Raw genomic sequence first — 16,252 nt, forward strand, 5'->3', positions numbered from 1 at the left:
AGGAATCCCCTTTCGATTGCGTCATGCATATGGTCAATAAAAAACCTCTTCAAGTGCTTTGTCAGCGCCTTAAAGAGGTTATTTCGTGTCATTCATCCGAATCTTATCTCTCAGCGCTTGCTGCAAGAATTAGCACCGTGCTTCATGGAAGTCGGTTGCCGGGCTTCATTGGGCTAGTCCCTCTGCCTACTCTTGATAAGAATATTCAATTTTCTTAAATATTGTCTGAATTATCGCACCATTTTTTTATGTTGTCAATGGCTTATTTTCAAACAGATTCAAGGCAGCGATACGCCGAGCGGCTTCTTGTAACCGCTCATCACTTGTTAAAAGCCCAACTCTCACGTACCCTTCACCGTGAGTACCAAACCCATTCCCCGGAGCCACAACAACATGTGCTTTCTCTAATAATACGTCAGAAAAAGATTCAGATGTATATCCTTCTGGCACCTTTAGCCAAGCAAAAAATGACCCCTTTGGTGCTGTGACCTCCCAGCCAATCTCCTTGCAGGCAGCGATCCACACATTTCGCCTTTTCTCATATCGATCATTTTGCACCTGTACGCACGTTTGGTCGCTTAATAGGGCTTCCGCTGCTGCATCTTGAGTTGCTTTAAACAGTGAAACAAACAGGTGATCCTGATAAAGCTCAATCGCTTCAATAACAGACGGATTTCCTGCTGCAAAACCCACTCTCCAGCCGGCCATATTATACGTTTTAGACAATGTATAAATTTCAATACCCGTCTCTTTCGCTCCATCTGTTTGCAAAAAGCTGATCGGCTTTTTCCCATCAAACCCAATGCCGCCATACGCAAAATCATGGACAACACAGAGTTTGTGATCTCTCGCAAATGTAACGGTTTCTTCAAAAAACGCACGACTTGCCGTGGCACCTGTCGGATTGTTGGGATAATTTAAATACATCAACTTTGCTTTTTTCTTATCATTCTCAGGCAATCGATCATAGTCAGGTAAAAAATCATTTTGTTCAAGAAGCGGCATCGTCACCATCTGAGCTCCAGCAAGCACGGCACCTGACCAATAATCAGGGTAACCAGGGTCTGGGACAAGGAGTGTATCTCCAGGATTCAGCAGGCATTGCGGCAGCTCAACAAGTCCCGCTTTCCCGCCAAATAAAATCGCAATCTCCTTCATCGGATCAAGCGTGACACCATATTCTCTTTCATAAAAGGCGGCGGCAGCCTTTTTTAATTTCGCTGTTCCGCGGAATGACGAGTATTGATGATTTTCAGGTTTTAATACCGCTTCCTGCATGGCTTTTACAATATGCGAAGGGGTTGGCTGATCAGGATTTCCCTGCCCTAAATTAATGATATCTGCCCCTTCCTGCACCTTTTTCTGCACCTTTTGGACAAGAGACGCAAAAAATTGTTTCGGTAATTGTTTCAATACATCTGATTGCTGGAATTCCATTTCTTCACCTTCTATTCAAGTTACGTAACAATACAAACACTGTAATGGATTGTTTTATGAATTGTAAAGCAATTTTGAAAAAAGATTGACATGTGAAGCGCAGCTCTGATAATATCTTGAATTAAGAAATGCAAACAGACACGAAACAATTACATATTGATTTCTCTTATCGAGAGTTGGGCGAGGGATTTGGCCTTTTGACCCCAACAGCAACCGACCGTTAATACCACTGTGAAGTGGGGCGCAGCAAGTAAGCGCCAAGACAATTGTCTTATAGGGCACGGTGCTAATTCCATCAGACGTATGTGCTGAGAGATAAGAGAGGCTTTGAGCATACACGCCATCAAGCCTCTTTCTCTCAGGAGAAAGAGGCTTTTTTATATGATTTGGAGGGATAGCAATTGGTTACACTTACGGCATCATATGAAGAATTAACAGAAAGCTCGGCAGTTGCACTCGCAATTAGACTTGGCTTGATCCAAGAAAGCAGTCATTTGACATGTACGGAAATCGGTGACGGGAATTTAAATTACGTCTTTCATATTTTTGATCACAAACAAGAAAAAGGATTGATCATCAAGCAGGCCCTGCCCTATGCCAAGGTGGTCGGAGAGAGCTGGCCGCTTACATTAGACCGCGCGAGAATTGAAAGTGCTGCCCTGATCAAGCAGTCAGAATATACGCCGCACCTTGTACCTGCAGTCTATTATTCAGATACAGCTCTTGCTGTGACGGCAATGGAGGATCTATCACACCTGGAAATCGTCAGAAAAGGGCTAATTGCCGGAAAACAATATCCGCATTTATCCGATCATGTCGGAGAATTTTTAGGAAAAACACTTTTTTACACTTCTGACTTTGCCACAAATCCTAAAATCAAAAAACAATTTGTGAAGCAATTTACGAATCCGGACCTTTGTGACATTACCGAAAAGCTCGTCTTCACAGATCCTTTCTTTGATAGCGGCACAAATGATTTCGAAGAAGAATTAAGAGAAGCTGCCGAAGCGCTTTGGGCAGATCTTGAAGTGCAGGCCAAAGCAGCCGAACTGAAGCGTATTTTCCTGACATCTGCTGAAACACTCGTTCATGGAGATCTTCATACAGGCAGTATTTTTGCAAGTGAGACGGAAACAAAAATCATTGATCCAGAATTCGCCTTTTATGGTCCCTTTGGATTCGATATTGGCCACTTTATCGCTAACCTGTTCCTCAATGCTTTGTCTCGTGAGAATGAACACGATCAGCAGTACCTCTTTGACCATGTCATCAATGTATGGGCGACATTCAAAGAAGTGTTCGCAAAAGCTTGGAAAGAAGACAGCATTGAAGCGTTTAGTGTATCTGACAGTTTTTTAGAAACAACCTTTGACCGTATTTTAAAAGAAGCGGCAGGCTTTGCGGGCTGTGAGCTTGTCCGCCGAACAATCGGCCTTGCTCATGCCGCTGATCTCGATGCGATTCCATCACCATCTAGACGGATTCAGCAGAAAAAAGCAGCACTAACGCTCGGAAAAACAATGATCAAACAATATCATGCAGTGGAAGCAGCGTCTGACCTCGTCGCATTATTCCATCAATCTGTAAAGGAGTGACGGGTTTTGTCTAAAGAATTTGAAGTCCCCCGTTCTGTGGAATGGGAAGAAAACCATATTAACATTTTGAATCAGCAAAAATTACCGGCCGAAACTGAGTTTGAGCATTTATATACAAAAGAAGACGTGTATGATGCCATTGTCACGTTAAAAGTGCGGGGAGCACCTGCCATTGGCATTACAGCAGCTTTTGGACTGGCGCTCAGTGCCCAAGACATTGAGACAGAAGAAATTGATGTTTTTAAACAAGAAGTCATTCAGATAAAAGAATATTTAAACAGTGCTCGTCCAACCGCTGTGAATTTAGCCTGGGCTTTAGAGCGATTATTGCAGCGCATTGAGCGTGCAGCTTCGGTCAATGCAGCCAAAACAGACCTTGTCCATGAAGCCATTCAAATTCAAATTGAAGATGAAGAAACATGCAGACAAATCGGTCAAAATGCACTCCAGCTCTTTAAATCGGGTGATCGTATTATGACCATTTGCAATGCAGGCTCCATCGCCACGAGCCGGTACGGAACAGCCCTTGCTCCATTTTATTTAGCCAAAAAGAAAAATCTCGATCTTCACATTTATGCCTGTGAAACACGCCCTGTTCTTCAAGGGGCTAGGCTGACAACATGGGAACTCATGCAAGGCGGCGTAGATGTGACGCTCATTACAGATAACATGGCAGCCCATACGATGAAAGAAAAGCAAATTTCCGCTGTCATTGTTGGAGCTGATCGTATTGCCCGTAATGGAGATACGGCGAATAAGATTGGAACGTTAAGTCTCGCCATTTTAGCTAAGCATTTTCAAATTCCGTTTTTTATAGCTGCACCGCTTTCCACCTTTGATGTATCAACCCAAGACGGGGCAGATATTCCAATTGAAGAGCGTGATCCGCTGGAAGTAAAGGAATTAAACGGCGTCCAAATTGCACCGCCTGATGTTCAGGTATTCAATCCCGCCTTTGATGTCACTCCTCACCATCTCATTTCAGGTATTATTACAGAGAAAGGGATTATCACGTCGAACTATACAGAAGAGATTGATGCTCTGTTCGCTGAAAGCACCTCACTCTAATCATAAAAAAAGCGCCGTGTACTTATTATTTAAGAGCACCGCGCTTTTTTATTTCATTCGTTTTTGCTAAGATTTCTTTTTTCTGTTCTTCTGTCAAAACGTTCATTTTGACACATAGTGATGTGACGGCATACATTTTATTCTTTTTGCCCCAAAACATTCCCTAGCGCCCTCCTTTTTCCCTCAACCAACTTTTTTAGCTTAATAAAAGGATATGTCGCTTGACAAACATTTGGAACAGGTCAATCGATTTATTTTTGAACAAATGGGATACCTTCTAATTCTAGCAGAACCGCTTTCATGTCTGTTTTTGTTCCTGCATAGCCCGTCAGAGAGCGGTCTTTTCCAATCACTCTGTGACAGGGAATAAAAATAGGTAATGCATTGCGTCTGTTCGCTTGTCCAATCGCTCTTACAGCTTTTGGGTTGCCAATCGCTTCTGCAATGTCTGCATAGCTTTTTGATTCACCATATGGAATAGTCGAAAGTGCTTCCCACACCTGCTCTTGAAACGGAGATCCCTTTTGCTTGAGCGGGAGATCGAATACTTGGCGCTCTCCCTTGAAATATTCATCTAGCTGCTTTTTCGCTTCTTGTAATACAGGCGTTTCTTCTTCTTTTAGATCGGCTTTCTGCTTTTTTACTAAAAATGGCTCATCATCAAACATCACCTCGATGATGGCATCGTCTTTTTCTAGTATGTATAATGCCCCAATTGGTGCGTGATAGACGGTATAATACACGTTAGTGCTCTCCTTCTTGTTTCTTCTGCCTCAGTGGAAGCGTGAGATGGAAGACGGTTCCTACCCCTTCCTCACTTTCTACCTCAATCGTTCCTTGATGCTCTTCAATAATTTTATAACTAACCATTAAGCCAAGTCCAGTTCCTCTTTCTTTTGTCGTATAAAATGGTTCCCCTAGACGCTTGAGCTTGTCCTCTGCCATTCCGCAGCCTTCATCCCGCAGTGAAATGACAATATGCTCTTCGCCCTTCCGCTGAATGCTCACATAGACATTTCCTTTTCTCGGCATGACTTCAATTGCATTTTTCAAAATGTTAATAAAGACCTGTTTTAATTGGTTTTGTTCACAATAAATGAGCGGAATCTCATCCAACACATTGAGATGCATTTGAACGTTGCCGAGGTTCGCCTGTGCGTGCAAAAGATCCATCGTGTCTTTCATAATTTGCACAACATTTTTTTCTTCATATACGATGGCTTGCGGTTTCGCTAAAATCAAAAATTCGGTGATGATGGATTCAATTCTTTTCAGCTCTGAAGTGATGACATTGAAATAGAGCGAATACTCCCCTTCAATATTTCCTTTTAACAGCTGTATGAAGCCTTTTAATGCTGTCATCGGGTTTCTAATTTCATGAGCAATTCCAGCGGCAAGCTCTCCGACCACATGAAGGGTATCTGATTTTCTCACCCGCTCTTCTAATTCCTTCCGCTCTGTCACATCTCTAAAGATCGCCAAATTCATATTATGAATAATGTTGCGTTTAAAAGAGAATTCCAATATACGCTGATCTGGATGGTTCAGCACAAACGGAACTTCATTGTCCATTTCATCTAACGACATCGCCTGAGCAGGCTGTGCCAAATGTTCAATTTGATAAGGCGCAAGGATATGGAAAAGGTTCATTTCCGTTAAATGATCGTCTTTCAATCCGAGCAGCTCGCTTGCGGATGGATTGACTTCGATAATGCGGTACTGGTTATCAAAAAGAACAATGCCGTCCATTGATCCATTAAATACTTTACGGAATTTGAGCTCACTTTCGCGCAGCTCCTCTTCCATTCTTTTTCGATCACTCACATTACGTAAAATGGTTAAGTGCTGTCCTTCTAATACCGCATGCTTTGATGTAAACTCGAGCTCTTTAAACTGACCATTTGCCATTCTGAACAACAGCTCTTCCCTTATTTCATGATTCCGAATATAACGTCTTCTAGTCGGCCTATATCTCTGATCAGATTTCACGAGAAAGTCTGTGAGTTTCTTGCCAATCAGTGAGTGCATAGGCAATTCAAAAATTCGACAGGCTGATTCATTTGCTCTCACAATCTCTCCATCATCTGCCCATATGATGATCGCATCCATTGCATTTTCGAAAATTTCTCTAAAGCGTTCCTCACTTTTTAACAGCTTTTCTTCCATTAACCTTTTTTCTGTAATATCCCGCATGATGGACATATAAAAACCGCTCATGACATTTGATGTAATCGTGAGCTCGAATAATTTTTGCTGGCCAGATTGAAGGGTAACGGGAAGCTCTCCCTTGGCTTTCCCTGTTTCTTTAAGTGACGTTAAAAGGTGCTGCAAGGCTGGAAGATTTTCATCTTCGACAAATTCATTTAAATAACGATCGGTTAAATCGGTCTTTTGTAGCTCAAAGCTCTGACAAAAAGAGTGATTGGCGTCGATCATGCAGCCATCCTGATCAAAAATGACCATCCCGTCAATGGCTCGGTCAAACAAATCTTTGAACAGCTGCTCATTCATGGAGCGTTCTCGTTCTAGTATTTTCTTTGAGGAAATATCTCGCATGACCACGATATATTGCTGATTCACGACGTCATTCTCTGCAACAAATTCAATGTATTTTGTTTCCCCGTTTTCAAGCTGAATGGAGATTTCTCTTCTTAACTTTCCTTTTCGAAAAAATAAATCAAGGGAGCATTCAATTTTGTCTTTCGGGATGCCGTATAGGAAATCTAGAACGGATTTATTGAGGAGGTCTTCTTTCGATGTCTGTACAAGCCTGCATGTCGCTTCGTTGGCTTGGATAATATTGAGGTGCTGATCAAATATGAAAATGGCATCTAACGTCTTATTTAACAGCCTCTTTTGCTGCATCAACTCTGTTCGCAAATATTCGTTCTCTTTTTCTAATTTTCTGATATCTTCTGCGCCATCGAGCGTTTCAGTCATTCTCTTACACTCCTTTTCCAGCCTCATTCCTCTACAATATTTCTACAATATTTTCATTGTTCCTTCATTCGACTCATAAAAAAAATAACTTTTTACACGAAGACTGTCTCTTTTATTTCATTTGGATGACAGGATCGAACTGCGATTCTCTTTTCTTACGCTTCTTTTACAACCGTTCTACAATTTCACATCAAATAGCGAAATGAGCCAAAATGTATTTTAAAATGGGGCAAATACGGGAATAGTGCACATAGAACATTTATGTTTGAAATCAAGCAGGAAAGGTGATGTTATGGCATCTTCACGAGATAGTTATTTTGATAATGCGAAATTTCTTCTGATTTTTCTAGTTGTTTTTGGTCATTTGTTACGATCATTCATTCATGATAATGATTGGATGCTCTATTTATACAAGTTTATTTATACTTTTCATATGCCCGCCTTTATCTTGGTTTCCGGCTTCTTTGCAAAAGGCTTTAGAAAGCCAGGTTTTATGAAAAAAGTCGCCGTTAAGCTGATCATCCCATATTTAATTTTTCAGGTGATCTATTCAGTTTACTATTATCTCTTGCAGGATCAAAGCATGGCCAATTTAAATCCAATTGATCCGCAATGGTCTTTATGGTTTTTAATTAGTTTATTTTTTTGGAATTTGCTGCTCATTCCTTTTTCTAAACTTCCGTTTCACTGGGCGATGATCGTCAGTTTGTCGATTGCGTTACTTGTCGGTTACGTGGACAGCATCAGCAATACGCTCAGCTTATCGCGTACGTTTGTCTTTTTGCCGATGTTTTTAGCTGGCTTCTATTTAAAAAAGCAGCATTTTGAATTCATCCGTACAAGCAAAGGAAAGCTGGCAGCACTTCTTGTATTAATGGCTGTATTCTTATTTTGCTATTTCTATGAATTTGATTATTCCTTCTTATTTGGATCACAGTCATATGCTTCTCTTGGAGATGAGGGATTGATTGCGGCAATGAAACGAATGGCATGGTACATGCTTGCATTTGGCGCTACATTCAGCTTCTTTGCATTAGTGCCAACACGCCGTTTCTTCTTTACAAAATGGGGCACAAGAACGTTATATGTGTATTTACTACATGGCTTTGTGATCAAGCTGCTTAGAACGACTTGGTTTGACGACTGGGCCCTGAATACAGCAAGTGTACTGATGTTATTGCTGCTGACCATTCTGTTAACCTTTACCCTGTCTAGCACCTTTGTTAAAAACGTTGCACAGCCAGTGATTGAGCTCAAAATGAACAATCTTTTGCGTACAATCACCGGCAGACAAGGCAGTTATATCAAATAAAAAACGATCCCGCAAGGATCGTTTTTTCTATTTTTCATCCATGTGTCCATTGTGACATTCAGCATCTTTCTTAGGTTTTACAAGAGTATCAATCCATTTGCTGCTGTTGATATCTCCAAGCTCACTGCCAAATTCCTCTTCTAAGATATCTGGGTCCATTGGCCTCTTATGATCTTTCATGTCCTTGCTCTTCACATGCTTTTTAGTCATGAGATCCTCCTCCTTGTTTCCCTTTGTGAGAATTTCGGTTTGCCTGACGATCTCTTGATTGTTCATCAAATTGGGTTTGTCCTTGATCATGTGCCATGCTTTCTGTCGGTGTCATATTATTTGTCAGTGCTTCATTTTTCGCTGCTTTTCTTTTCATCTGAAATCAGTCCTTTTTTAACATATTTAGTTCTTCTCTTAATTGGTCTAGGAGTTCCTTCATTTGTTTGACCGTCACGGGCTTTTCTTCTGGCTTTAACTCATAGCCAATTTGTCCATTGGCTTCTAGGGTGGCTTTTTTGAGACAGCTGATGTCTGTGATGCCTTGCTGCTTTAAGCGCATTTTGAATTCATCCCTAGTGAGCCTCGTTTTCTTCAGCTTGTGATCAAGCATTTCTCCATCCTGCAAAATGACCACAGATTTCCCTGAAACCAATTTTTCAAAGAAATCAGATTGGATAGACAATTTTTCCATGATGACGAGTGCAATGATAAATGTAGCAGCGGCATAAATCGTTTCAAGTAAATTGTGCTCAATAAAGGGTTGGATAATAATCGATCCGATTGAAATCATGATCACTGTTTGTTGAACAGTTAATTGACTAATGGATTTAGGCCCTGCTATTCTCAGCAGCAAGGTACCAACTAGCAGCATGACAATTGCTTTCCATATTACATCCAGCACGTCTCGTTCACCTCTTACCTATAGATTGCGAACATCTCGCGTGATTTAGCCAGTTAGATAATGGAAATAAAAAAACAGCATTCGCTCGGAATGCTGTTTAGCCGATGATGACACGCTCTTTCGGATAATGATAATTCGCTTCGCTTTCTCTTCGGCCAATTAAGTACAAGAAGCTTGGAATGCCGATCCGTCCAATAAACATGACCATCATAATGATACACTTACCGAAAACAGAGAGCTCAGAAGTAATCCCTAGTGATAGCCCTGTTGTTCCGAATGCAGAACAGACTTCAAATAAATTTTGAAGAAGCGTATTTTGCTCGGATAAGGTTAATAAGAATGTAGCGCCAAACACCAATATAAAGGCCATCATCGTCACCATTAGAGATTTGTTTATATCCGCTTGATGCAGCTCTCTTTTGAAGATTTTAATGGACTTATTTCCCCGAGCAAAATGAAACAGTGCGAGTAAATTAAGGGCAAAGGTGGTTGTCCGAATTCCGCCCCCAACCGAGCTTGGAGATGCCCCGATAAACATGAGCAGACATAAAAATAACAGCGTCGGTTCTGTCAATTGAGTAATATCTAATGTGGAAAGTCCACCACTTCTTGTGGCGGTCGATTGGAACAATGAATAAAACAAAACTTCGTGCCAGCTCTTCCCTAAAAACGTAAACCGGGCTTCAAGGGCATAAATCCCAATAGCGCCAACAATGACTAAGCTGCCAAACGTAATCGTTGTGATTTTTGTAAACAATGAGAACGATGCGTGCTTTCGGTCTTGATTAAATAAGTAATCCTTTACTTCTACGAGGACAGGAAAGCCAATGGCTCCAAAGATGATCAGCAGCATCGTAATAAATTGGACAAAATAATCATCTTTGTAAGGGATGAGCGAGTTCCCTGTAATATCAAAGCCCCCATTGGTGGTCGCACTAATACTTGAGAAGAAGCCATGTAAGAATGCTGCCTGCACATCGTAATATTTGAGAAAATACATGCTTAAAATCAGACCGCCTACAAACTCAATGAGCAAAATTAAATATAAGACCTGCTTCATTAATTTCACAATTCCTGATAAATTGCTCTGGTTTTGATCTGCCATGATGAGCTTTCTTTCTTTAATCCCGATCCTTTTTCGCATGACAATCCACACAAAGGTACCGAGCGTCATAATGCCGATACCTCCGATTTGCAGGACAAACGCAAGGATCCACATACCTGCCACACTAAATGTTTGGGAGGTATCAACAACGGTGAGTCCTGTGACACTTACCGCACTCACTGCCGTAAATAATGCATCGATAAATGTCCACTTCACCACCCCATCTTGATGAGCGACTGGCAAACTTAGAAGAATAAATGAGACGGTCACAGCAAGAAAATAATAAAGGGCAATCAGCTGGAAAGCCGATAGCCGGTCAATTAGCTTTTTAATTGGGTTCATTGTCATTCCTTCTTTTAACTTTCAATTTTCAATACTTATCATTTTAATGAAAAGAGACATGATTTTAAAGGTATTTTATGCTTTATTTACTTTTTCATCAAAAAAGAAAAGACATCCTGTAACAGAATGTCTTTTCGTCTCTCTTATTTTGCTTCTAGTCTTCTGATTCTTTCGTTTAAATCAGGGTGTGTTGAGAAAAGAGAAGCTTTTCGTTTACCACTGATTTTAAGCGTAGCAACTGCTGTTTGATCATCATCTTTGATTCTTGACGTATACGCCTCAAGTGAGCGAAGCGCATGAATCATTTTATCTTTACCGGCAAGGTCAGCTCCGCCGCGGTCTGCATGGAATTCACGGTGTCTAGAATATGCAAACACGACAAGGCTTCCTAAGATAGAGAAAATGATTTGGAAAACAATCACTGCGATAAAATGAACAATCGGCACAAGCTCTTCACGCGGAACAAAGCGGCTTGCGATCCATGCCGCAATTCTTGAAAGGAAGACAACGAACGTGTTGACGATCCCTTGAAGCAGCGTCATTGTCACCATATCACCGTTCGCAACGTGAGCAACTTCGTGAGCGATTACACCTTCAACTGCTGCATCATCCATTTCATGAAGCAATCCAGTGGAAACCGCAACAAGTGATCTTCTCTTAGAAGGACCTGTCGCAAAAGCATTTACTTCAGATGATTGATAAATACCAACCTCAGGCATTTTAGAAAGGCCTGCTGCTCTTGATAATCTGTGCACGCGGTCAACAAGCTGCTGCTCATCATATGTTAATGAATCCTTTTCAGGGTTTAACACACGCACACCCATCATCATTTTTGCCATCCAGCGAGACATTGCAAGTGACATGAACGAGCCAACAAAACCAACAACTGCACTGAATACTAGCAATGCCACAAAATTAATTCCACCATCTGCTCCTATATAAGAACCAACACCAGTTGCTGCACTAATAACCGATAGTACAATACCAATCGTAGTGATAACAAGAATGTTCGTTAATATAAACAGAAATATTCTTTTACCCATACATAACCTCCGCTGTCATATTAAGTTCATTTGAACTTATTAATAAAATTATAAAAATAAACGTCTCAAATTGCAAGGAAAAAGGACTCATTTCCTATGTTTATCATAACGGCTTAAGCCCCGTCACTTCAATATTTACGACATTTGCTACAGCTGAAAAGTGAACAAATTGTGACGCCGCTTTCTGGATTTTAGTTTATTTTGCATTTTCATCAAAAAGAGATTATGATGTTGAATTAGATCAATTATGACGTTTTTGACGTACAAACGAGGTGGAATAATGGGTGCTTTTAAATTAACGAGAATTGACATGATAAGTCTTCTCTATTCTCTAAAAGGAGAGGGAGATCTGACTCCGCTTCAGCTATTAAATTTATCTGTAAAAAAAGACAAACATCACGAACATGACGAGCTAAAAATCCCTTCTTTTTTTGAGAGGCTTGAACGGCGGAAACACAAATCAGAGCATGGACTCTCCACAAATGAAATTGTAGAATTAGGAAACCTATGCGAACTGACTTCTCTTAAATCGACAGCGATTCAAAACTGGATCAAACGTGATATTAAAGATATGATTGGCCACCCTGAGCTTGGAAAGAAGTACTCAATTGATCAGGTCGTTATTTTATTAATTGTTAGAGATTTAAAATCAGTTTTTGACTTTGATGCCATCCGTACCATCTTATCTGCCTTATTTAACACAATTACGGATCGAACTGATGATATTATTAGTCCACTGCGCTTTTATGAAGCATATGCGCATGTCCTTGATTTTATTTATCATCATACTCTTTTTCCGTTAAAAGAAACAAACTTACGGGAAATCACAGAGGAACAGACAGATAAGCTCCGTGAAGAATTTTCTGAATTGACACAGCACCAATGGCATTTGATCAAAGGCATTATCAGTTCAACCGTTTTTTCTGTCTTTACTTCACACTTGCAAAGTACGGCACAAGAAATGATGTTTCATACACTGCAGCATCAGGATACAGAAGAACCGAGGTGAATCATCACCTCGGTTTTTTGTGCAGCAATTGCCAGCATAATTGTACGCTGTTTTCTTCAAAATAAGAAGGCGCAACAAACATGAGGTGAAAGGAGGAATATGGACATGGCAAACCGAAATCAACTTCTTGTTCCTGGAGTAGAACAAGCATTAGATCAATTTAAATACGAGATCGCTCAAGAATTTGGCGTGACTCTCGGTTCAGATACAGTCGCACGTGCAAACGGTTCTGTTGGCGGTGAAATTACAAAAAGACTCGTTCAACAGGCTCAATCACAAATGGGCAATCAATCTAAATAAAAACATGGTGAAATACGCCGGAGCTATTCTGGCGTTTTTTTATTGTTCATATGTGTGCTCATCCCGGTTCTCACGATAAGGGGACGGTACACCTTTTCCTTGCTTCATATGTTCTCTTTTTCGTTCAGCGGACGGCCGTTTCTGATCCCTGTCGTTTTTTTTTGTGTGCTTTTCAGCGCCACCACGTGATGTGCCGTTTGGATTTCTTTTGTCATCAGGTTCCGTTGAGTGATTTTTTTTTTGTTCTTTATCGATAGAACGATCCTTTTCTTCCTTTATTTGATTGTCTTTGCTTTCCTCATCAGGTTTTGTTTGGTGAGGCTTTTGAATAGATCCTTGCTCTTCCCTCTCTTGATCCTTCTGCTCTTTGTCTTCAGCTTCAGGAGCCTCTTGATCTGGCTTCATCTCTTCGCTATCGTCTGTCTTGACGTCTTCTTGTTTGTCTTTGTCTGTTTGATCTTCATCATCTTTGTTAGGCTCTTCTTCTTTGACAGCATCACTCTCTGCTGCGTCTTCATCCTTTTGAATGTCTTCTTGTTCTTTGTCTTGCATTTCTTGATTTCTGATATATGTGCCTGTTGAAATGCCTGCCTTTTGAGCTTTTTCTCTTGTTTCCAGGTCACTTTCTACAGTTTCTAGCTTGTAATCGCGCTTTTGATATTCACCAGAGATGGTGTTAATTTTACTTTTGACGTTGGTTTTATATGTATGGTCCTGCTTGTTTTCATAAACCGTTGAAATATAAATGCTCTTAGAGTGGTTCACGTAACCTTTTTTGTCACAGTCATCTATGATTTCCTGCACGACTTTGGTCATGTCGTTTTTTTCCAAATCATTCATACTGGCCAGTACTTGTTTCGCATCTTTATTCAGTGGTGTGACACCGATCACTTGATAATCGTGATCAAGCTTCAGTTCAAAGCTTGGGTTAATGTCAATTGTCATATATGCATATGCTTTTTGACTTGAGAAAGATGGCATCATAGTAAAAATCACGACAATAATCGCTGCGATTGATAGGATTCCTGCATTTAACGGACGTAAACGAAGCAGGTCAAAAAAACCGGCTCTTTTTCTTTCGAGACGTGATTCATTCGGAAATGTCACTTCTTGACCGATTTCATAGTCTTGCTGTTCATATTTTGTCCGCAGAAATTGTCCATCAGGGGTCAGCAGCGTGACATATTTTTTGTTTTTCTCTACTATAATGCCTCTTCTCATGAATTAAGCACCCCTTTAAGGTAATCTTTCAAATACACATAATCACCCGTCATAATGATCGCCATCGCAATGATGTATTTTCTATTTCTCTCAATCGTTTTGCGGCTGACTTCCACTAGCTTTTCAAGCTGTTTGACTGGTAATTGTTTTTTTTGAAATAAAATGGTTCTGAGCTCATCGTGTTCAACGAGTGTGTGGGCTACTTTAATAGCATTTTGCCTGGCATCTGCATGCTTTGGTGAATGTTCAAGCAGCTCTTGAAACGTGAGACCGTATACTTTTAATCGTTCTTTAAAATGTTCTATTTCTTCTCTTCTATGTTCTTGTTCAATTAAACGTCTATATTCATTTGTAGACAGCTCTGCTTCAATCATGCTTTGAGAGTACTCGCCATTTTCACTTTCTTGCAGGTCCATTTGAACCGTTGGCGCATTTCTCGCTTCTTTTCGAATATAGTCGATCACTTTTCTTTTAATAATTAATTCCGCGAAAGCAAGGAGTGAATTTCCTTTTTCGGCGGAGTATTTTTCTATCGCTTCATTAAAGGCAATTAAGCCTATGCTGAATTCATCATCTTTTTCATCTATATATCGTTTACAAACGGATGAAACCGTCTTAGCGACAAATGGTTTGTATTGCTCTATTAATGCATTTTGCAGCTCGATATCACCTTGTTGAATACTGATAGCCGACTGCTCTAATGTTTGCTTTTTCTTTCCTTTTTTAAACAAAAGGCTAAGCAATGGTTTCACCTCAGTTCTCCCTATATTACTCATTTATGATAGCTAATTTATGAGGGAAGCGCAAAGGAAGAAATGAGGAATTCATTTCCTGTTACTCAATTATGACATGTATATCATCTTCTACTTTACAATGTTTCGTCTAAAAGCAAAGAAATAAGGGGGTATCTCCCCCTTATTTGTAATATACGTGTTATGAAAATGAAATGATATTTCTTTCAAAAAACCTACTCTTCTAGGCGTCCCTCTTGTTTTTCCTTGTTTTCTTGCCCGCCTTTTCTTGATGGGCTTGATAAAAACCAGCCAAATGCTGCAATTGCGAGAAGCACTGTCCAGAAAATCACTTTCCATAATGCTGAATGAATAAAATGAGAGGACACGATACCAATGGCTGGATGTGACAATGTATAAAGCGTGAGCTTCACACCAACCCATCCGACAATGACAAAGGCTGCTGTTTCTAGGCTCGGTCTTGTTTTGAGCAGTTTCACAAAGACAGTAGCTGCAAATCGCATGATGATAAGACCGATGATACCACCTAAAAGAATGACAATAAATTGACCGCCATCGAGTCCGCCGATTTGCGGAAGACTCGTTTTCGGCAATGTCACGGCTAATGCGACGGCCGCTAAGATGGAATCTACAGCAAAAGCGATGTCGGCAAGCTCGACTTTTACGACTGTTGCCCAGAAGCCGCTTTGCTTCATGTTTGTGTCTGATTCCTTTTTCTTAAATACGTGCGATTTTAAAATATGGTGAATGGAAATATAAAGAAGATAAATTGCGCCAATGGCTTGAACTTGCCACACATCCACTAAAAACGAAATAAGAAACAGGGAACCAAATCGCATGACAAACGCACCCGCAAGTCCGTAAAACAATGCCTTTTTTCTTTGCTTTTCAGGAAGGTGTTTAACCATCACAGCCATGACCAGCGCGTTATCAGCTGCTAAAATCCCTTCTAATCCAATCAGTACGAGAAGAACCCACCCGTACTCTAAAATAGTTGCTGCATCCATCATCATTCCTCCTTGTTTTTATCTATTGTCCCACAACAGACAAAGGCTTATGAATACAAAAAAGACCTTTGCCTGTAATGGCAAAGGTCTTGCTAGACATGTGATATGTAGAATCATGCCAACAAAGCCGATGGAACTTAAGTCCATGTAATGACGACTTTGTTTCCGGTAAAAACCGGACGCTACTCCCCTTTGGTGGGATTTAAGAATATTTAGATTACTTATATCA

Annotated in this window: 17 protein-coding genes and 3 riboswitches; of the genes, 5 read left to right on the forward strand and 12 right to left on the reverse strand. The window is 40.5% G+C overall.

Annotated features, from left to right (window positions below; translation table 11 throughout):
• Positions 1 to 100: 100 nt before the first annotated feature.
• A riboswitch (SAM riboswitch) is annotated at positions 101 to 202 on the reverse strand.
• A gap of 44 nt (positions 203 to 246) precedes the next feature.
• The gene (locus tag C6Y01_RS03330; RefSeq protein ID WP_034662908.1) at positions 247 to 1,437 is read right to left on the reverse strand and encodes a pyridoxal phosphate-dependent aminotransferase; all 1,191 of its coding nucleotides are present in this window, start codon (positions 1,435 to 1,437) and stop codon (positions 247 to 249) included.
• 163 nt (positions 1,438 to 1,600) lie between these two features.
• Positions 1,601 to 1,759, forward strand: a riboswitch (SAM riboswitch).
• A gap of 79 nt (positions 1,760 to 1,838) precedes the next feature.
• Between C6Y01_RS03330 and mtnK the strand changes: the two genes are divergently transcribed.
• The gene (mtnK, locus tag C6Y01_RS03335) at positions 1,839 to 3,032 is read left to right on the forward strand and encodes an S-methyl-5-thioribose kinase (RefSeq protein WP_034662911.1); all 1,194 of its coding nucleotides are present in this window, start codon (positions 1,839 to 1,841) and stop codon (positions 3,030 to 3,032) included.
• A 6-nt stretch (positions 3,033 to 3,038) separates the two neighbouring features.
• Positions 3,039 to 4,100, forward strand: a complete 1,062-nt coding sequence (mtnA, locus tag C6Y01_RS03340) for an S-methyl-5-thioribose-1-phosphate isomerase (protein WP_034662913.1) — start codon at positions 3,039 to 3,041, stop codon at positions 4,098 to 4,100.
• Between the two features lie 25 nt (positions 4,101 to 4,125).
• Here mtnA and C6Y01_RS19245 read toward each other — a convergent pair whose 3' ends face one another.
• The 3 genes from C6Y01_RS19245 to C6Y01_RS03350 form a co-directional block, all read right to left on the reverse strand.
• Complete coding sequence (locus C6Y01_RS19245) at positions 4,126 to 4,260, reverse strand: hypothetical protein (protein ID WP_262417168.1); 135 nt, start codon at positions 4,258 to 4,260, stop codon at positions 4,126 to 4,128.
• 91 nt (positions 4,261 to 4,351) lie between these two features.
• Complete coding sequence (locus C6Y01_RS03345; protein ID WP_066030983.1) at positions 4,352 to 4,843, reverse strand: methylated-DNA--[protein]-cysteine S-methyltransferase; 492 nt, start codon at positions 4,841 to 4,843, stop codon at positions 4,352 to 4,354.
• 1 nt (position 4,844) lies between these two features.
• Positions 4,845 to 7,040: a PAS domain-containing sensor histidine kinase gene (locus tag C6Y01_RS03350; RefSeq protein ID WP_034662920.1), complete on the reverse strand. Its 2,196-nt coding sequence runs from the start codon at positions 7,038 to 7,040 to the stop codon at positions 4,845 to 4,847.
• A gap of 292 nt (positions 7,041 to 7,332) precedes the next feature.
• On the opposite strand from C6Y01_RS03350, the gene C6Y01_RS03355 reads away from it, so the two are divergent.
• Positions 7,333 to 8,352, forward strand: coding sequence for an acyltransferase family protein (locus tag C6Y01_RS03355; protein ID WP_034662922.1), 1,020 nt, complete (start codon positions 7,333 to 7,335; stop codon positions 8,350 to 8,352).
• A gap of 27 nt (positions 8,353 to 8,379) precedes the next feature.
• On the opposite strand, the gene C6Y01_RS03360 is transcribed toward C6Y01_RS03355, so the two are convergent.
• From C6Y01_RS03360 to htpX, 5 genes are all read right to left on the reverse strand, one after another.
• On the reverse strand, positions 8,380 to 8,562 hold the full coding sequence (locus C6Y01_RS03360; RefSeq protein WP_034662925.1) for a hypothetical protein: 183 nt from the start codon (positions 8,560 to 8,562) through the stop codon (positions 8,380 to 8,382).
• Positions 8,555 to 8,719 carry a hypothetical protein gene (locus tag C6Y01_RS18865; protein ID WP_088004399.1) on the reverse strand — a complete coding sequence of 55 codons (165 nt, stop codon included), beginning with the start codon at positions 8,717 to 8,719 and terminating at the stop codon, positions 8,555 to 8,557. The genes C6Y01_RS03360 and C6Y01_RS18865 overlap by 8 nt, the downstream gene beginning before the upstream one ends.
• A gap of 6 nt (positions 8,720 to 8,725) precedes the next feature.
• Complete coding sequence (locus C6Y01_RS03365; RefSeq protein ID WP_034662926.1) at positions 8,726 to 9,244, reverse strand: DUF421 domain-containing protein; 519 nt, start codon at positions 9,242 to 9,244, stop codon at positions 8,726 to 8,728.
• A 97-nt stretch (positions 9,245 to 9,341) separates the two neighbouring features.
• Positions 9,342 to 10,691, reverse strand: coding sequence for a TrkH family potassium uptake protein (locus C6Y01_RS03370; protein ID WP_080869518.1), 1,350 nt, complete (start codon positions 10,689 to 10,691; stop codon positions 9,342 to 9,344).
• Between the two features lie 143 nt (positions 10,692 to 10,834).
• Positions 10,835 to 11,734, reverse strand: coding sequence for a protease HtpX (gene htpX / locus C6Y01_RS03375; protein ID WP_034662931.1), 900 nt, complete (start codon positions 11,732 to 11,734; stop codon positions 10,835 to 10,837).
• Positions 11,735 to 12,014: 280 nt separating this feature from the next.
• On the opposite strand from htpX, the gene C6Y01_RS03380 reads away from it, so the two are divergent.
• Entirely contained in the window at positions 12,015 to 12,743 is a 729-nt protein-coding gene (locus C6Y01_RS03380) for a DUF1836 domain-containing protein (protein ID WP_106037814.1), read from the forward strand.
• Positions 12,744 to 12,848: 105 nt separating this feature from the next.
• On the forward strand, positions 12,849 to 13,043 hold the full coding sequence (locus tag C6Y01_RS03385; RefSeq protein ID WP_003211343.1) for an alpha/beta-type small acid-soluble spore protein: 195 nt from the start codon (positions 12,849 to 12,851) through the stop codon (positions 13,041 to 13,043).
• Between the two features lie 39 nt (positions 13,044 to 13,082).
• Here C6Y01_RS03385 and C6Y01_RS03390 read toward each other — a convergent pair whose 3' ends face one another.
• From C6Y01_RS03390 to C6Y01_RS03400, 3 genes are all read right to left on the reverse strand, one after another.
• The gene (locus tag C6Y01_RS03390) at positions 13,083 to 14,264 is read right to left on the reverse strand and encodes an anti-sigma factor domain-containing protein (RefSeq protein ID WP_106037815.1); all 1,182 of its coding nucleotides are present in this window, start codon (positions 14,262 to 14,264) and stop codon (positions 13,083 to 13,085) included.
• Entirely contained in the window at positions 14,261 to 15,016 is a 756-nt protein-coding gene (sigI, locus tag C6Y01_RS03395; RefSeq protein ID WP_034662939.1) for an RNA polymerase sigma factor SigI, read from the reverse strand. Before sigI ends, C6Y01_RS03390 begins: the two co-directional genes overlap by 4 nt.
• Before the next feature lie 215 nt (positions 15,017 to 15,231).
• Entirely contained in the window at positions 15,232 to 16,023 is a 792-nt protein-coding gene (locus tag C6Y01_RS03400) for a TerC family protein (RefSeq protein WP_106037816.1), read from the reverse strand.
• Between the two features lie 31 nt (positions 16,024 to 16,054).
• Positions 16,055 to 16,226: riboswitch (yybP-ykoY riboswitch) on the reverse strand.
• Between the last annotated feature and the right edge of the window lie 26 nt (positions 16,227 to 16,252).

Origin of the sequence: Bacillus sp. NMCC46 (assembly GCF_002998465.1) — a bacterium.
In the GTDB taxonomy this organism is placed as follows: Bacteria; Bacillota; Bacilli; order Bacillales; family Bacillaceae; genus Bacillus.